Origin of the sequence: Pseudomonas songnenensis, assembly GCF_003696315.1 — a bacterium.
GTDB classification, from domain to species: domain Bacteria; phylum Pseudomonadota; class Gammaproteobacteria; order Pseudomonadales; family Pseudomonadaceae; genus Stutzerimonas; species Stutzerimonas songnenensis.
In genome coordinates this window covers 1-3018 of record NZ_RFFN01000016.1, presented here as the reverse complement: position 1 = coordinate 3018, position 3018 = coordinate 1, and the positions used below count along the sequence as shown (strand labels likewise).

3 protein-coding genes and 3 tRNA genes are annotated in these 3018 nt (G+C 54.6%); all 6 read left to right on the top strand.

The features are described from left to right. The first annotated feature begins 80 nt into the window (after nt 1–80). The 6 genes from birA to EA798_RS20420 all read left to right on the top strand — a co-directional run bounded on the left by birA (nt 81) and on the right by EA798_RS20420 (nt 2896). Nucleotides 81–1028 (top strand): bifunctional biotin--[acetyl-CoA-carboxylase] ligase/biotin operon repressor BirA, encoded by a 948-nt coding sequence (birA, locus tag EA798_RS20445; RefSeq protein ID WP_122100117.1) that lies wholly within the window; start codon nt 81–83, stop codon nt 1026–1028. Further along, complete coding sequence (locus tag EA798_RS20440) at nt 1025–1765, top strand: type III pantothenate kinase (RefSeq protein ID WP_122100116.1); 741 nt, start codon at nt 1025–1027, stop codon at nt 1763–1765. Before birA ends, EA798_RS20440 begins: the two co-directional genes overlap by 4 nt. A 26-nt stretch (nt 1766–1791) precedes the next feature. Then, nucleotides 1792–2469, top strand: coding sequence for an SPOR domain-containing protein (locus tag EA798_RS20435; RefSeq protein ID WP_122100115.1), 678 nt, complete (start codon nt 1792–1794; stop codon nt 2467–2469). A 141-nt stretch (nt 2470–2610) separates the two neighbouring features. Next, nucleotides 2611–2695 (top strand) — tRNA-Tyr (locus tag EA798_RS20430). Between the two features lie 25 nt (nt 2696–2720). Next, nucleotides 2721–2794: transfer RNA gene (locus tag EA798_RS20425), tRNA-Gly, on the top strand. A 26-nt stretch (nt 2795–2820) separates the two neighbouring features. Beyond that, nucleotides 2821–2896 (top strand) — tRNA-Thr (locus tag EA798_RS20420). The last annotated feature ends 122 nt before the right edge of the window (nt 2897–3018 follow it).

The following is a 3018-nucleotide window of genomic DNA, read 5'->3' as shown; positions in this document are numbered from 1 at the left end:
TTTGCTTTTGCGCTCAAGAAAACACAGTAGGCGCTTGGAAGCGGTATCGCTATTATTCGGGCCTCGTTATAGGGGGTGGCATGAATAGGCTGTTGAAGTTGCTCCAAGATGGCCGTTTTCATTCTGGTCAGGAACTGGGTGATGCCCTAGGCATAAGCCGTAGCGCTGTATGGAAGCATTTACAGCGACTGCAGGGGGAGACATCTCTATTGCTGTACAAGGTTCCAGGTCGCGGCTACCGCCTGGCAGAGCCGCTATCGCTGCTGAACAGCGAAGAGCTAGCGCCACAGCTGATGCGGCTCGGTTGGACTTTGCATCTCTTCGACGCCATTGACTCCACTAATGCCGAGGCGTTGCGTCTATTGCAGCAAGAGCGGACGCCCTTCTTGGTGATGGCTGAGGCCCAGACCTCGGGCAGGGGAAGGAGGGGGCGTCGCTGGGTTAGTCCCTTTGGGCAAAATCTCTACTGCAGCTTGGCGTTCAAGGTTCATGGAGGCGCAAGGCAGCTTTCCGGCATGAGTCTAGCGGTTGGCTTGGCGGTCATGCATGCACTGCGTCTAGCTGGGGTTCCGCAGGTGGGTTTGAAGTGGCCAAACGACGTATATGTCGATGGCCGAAAGATCGCCGGGATCCTGCTGGAGCTGACAGGTGATCCGGCGGACGTATGTCATGTAGTGGTTGGTATCGGTATCAACGTGAATATGATCGATGCCGAGGGGATAGATCAGCGTTGGACGTCAATGAAAGAGCATATCGGTATGGTTGATCGGAACGCGCTGGTGGTCACCTTGGCGTCCGCGCTGAAGCGCTATTTAGAGCAGCATGCAAACCTGGGGTTTTCCTCGCTGAAGGACGAATGGGAGGCCAGTCATATCTGGCAGGGGCAAAAATGTACGCTTAGTACCGGAGCTCATGACTTTTCGGGCGTTGTTGTGGGGGTTGATCATCAGGGCGGCCTGAGGCTCATGATCGAAGGGGACGAGCGTGTGTTCAATGGTGGGGAGCTTAGCTTGAGGCTGGACCGATGATTCTTGAGCTGGACTGCGGTAACAGCCTGATCAAGTGGCGCGTTTTGCAAGCTGCCGGCGGCGACGTTGTAGCGCAAGGAACGTCCGTATCAATTGCGGAGTTACTAGATGTGCTTGCTGGCTCGAGTGTCTCTAGTATTACCCGCGCGCGTCTCGTAAGCGTGAGAAGTGACGTTGAGACGGCTGAGTTGTGTTCTCGACTGTCCGGTGCTTTCCAAATCGACGTACAGCAGGCGGCACCTTCGCCGCAGCTTGGTGGCGTGGCAAATGGGTATTTTGATTACTCGCGTCTTGGCCTGGATCGTTGGCTTGCCATTGTTGGCGCCTTCCAGATGAAGCCGGGTCCGGCGCTCGTGTTCGATCTTGGAACGGCGATTACCGTTGATCTAGTGGATGGCAACGGAGCGCATCTGGGTGGTTATATCTGTCCGGGTGCTTCACTGCTTCGGCAACAGCTGCATAGCCATACGCGGCGTATCAGTTATGCGATGGAGGATGCTGCGACGGCGCGATCCACGTATGCCCCTGGCCGCAGCACGGTTGAGGCGGTAGAGCGGGGGTGTCACTTGATGTTGCGTAGTTTTGTCAGTGCCCAGATTCAGCAAGCCAGCACCTATCTAGGGGCGGACTTCGCTATTTACTCCACGGGTGGGGATGCAGCGCTGATCGCCGATATTGCGCGAGTCCAATATGTGCCAGACCTGGTTTTCCGGGGATTGGCGATCGCTTGCCCCTAGCGGCATAAGTTAAGGTCGAAGTCTGGATGCGTTGGATATTCTTACTGTTAGTGCTGTTGAACGTTTTCTTTTGGGTGCAGCAACAGTATCAATCGCCGGTACGAATCAAAGAGGTAACCCCCCTCGCTACGTACAGCCGCCCACAGCAAAACATCACGCTGCTGAGCGAGTCTGCTAGTCCTGAGAGAAGGCAGTCACAGTTAACGCCAGTTGAGCCGGTGGGCAATGGTTGTTTGTTCCTTGGTGGCTTCGATGAGGAGCAACAAGCGCAGTCTCTGGAGCAGCGCCTGTTGAGCCTGGATATTCAGTCCGACATGCAGCGTCTAGATGTGGCTGCCGGCGTGGATTATTGGGTATACCTGCCGCCGTTAGGCTCGAGACAGGCGTCACTGCGACAGTTACGCGAGTTGCAAAGCCGAAATGTGGACAGCTACATAATCACTGTGGGAGATCTGGCTAACGGCATTTCCCTAGGCATCTTTTCTCGAAAAGACTCAGCAGAAGGAGTGGTGGCACGCTTGCGGGAGGTCGATTACTCGGCCTTGGTCAGAGAGTTGCCGAGGATGCACAGCAAATATTGGGTGCGGATTGCTGCTGCTAGTCGGCATCAACTGGATAGTGAGATCCTGGAGGCTCTTAAGAGGGATATGCCGGCATTGCAGCATCGGCAAATGCCCTGTGCAGGCGTTGCATCTTCCGAGTAGTTTGCATAGAATGGCGCCCGCTTCGCTGTGGGGGTTGTATTGTTACCCGGCGAAGCAGCTGTCAGCGTAGCTAAGCTCAAGATTTATATGAGAAAAAGCTTGACAGTAGGGTGGCAGGCGATGAAAATGCCGCCTCACTTTGGAGGGGTTCCCGAGCGGCCAAAGGGATCAGACTGTAAATCTGACGTCATAGACTTCGAAGGTTCGAATCCTTCCCCCTCCACCAGATTCAAGCGTAAGCTTCGGCGTTCGCGGGTATAGTTTAGTGGTAGAACCTCAGCCTTCCAAGCTGATGATGCGGGTTCGATTCCCGCTACCCGCTCCAGCTTCGATGGTTACGAAATATGCTTCGCTCATGTAGCTCAGTTGGTAGAGCACACCCTTGGTAAGGGTGAGGTCAGCGGTTCAAATCCGCTCATGAGCTCCAAACATCAAAGGCAGATATGTGAATATCTGCCTTTGTTTTAATGGTGGCGTGACTAGCTCAATTCAACGATGGGAGACGGTCTCGATGGCTAAAGAAAAGTTCGAACGTAACAAACCGCACGT

Bases quoted from the DNA above. Each gene is read 5' to 3' on its own strand.
- birA (WP_122100117.1), top strand. From the start codon at position 81: ATGAATAGGCTGTTGAAGTTGCTCCAAGATGGCCGTTTTCATTCTGGT.
- EA798_RS20440 (WP_122100116.1), top strand. From the start codon at position 1,025: ATGATTCTTGAGCTGGACTGCGGTAACAGCCTGATCAAGTGGCGCGTT.
- EA798_RS20435 (WP_122100115.1), top strand. From the start codon at position 1,792: ATGCGTTGGATATTCTTACTGTTAGTGCTGTTGAACGTTTTCTTTTGG.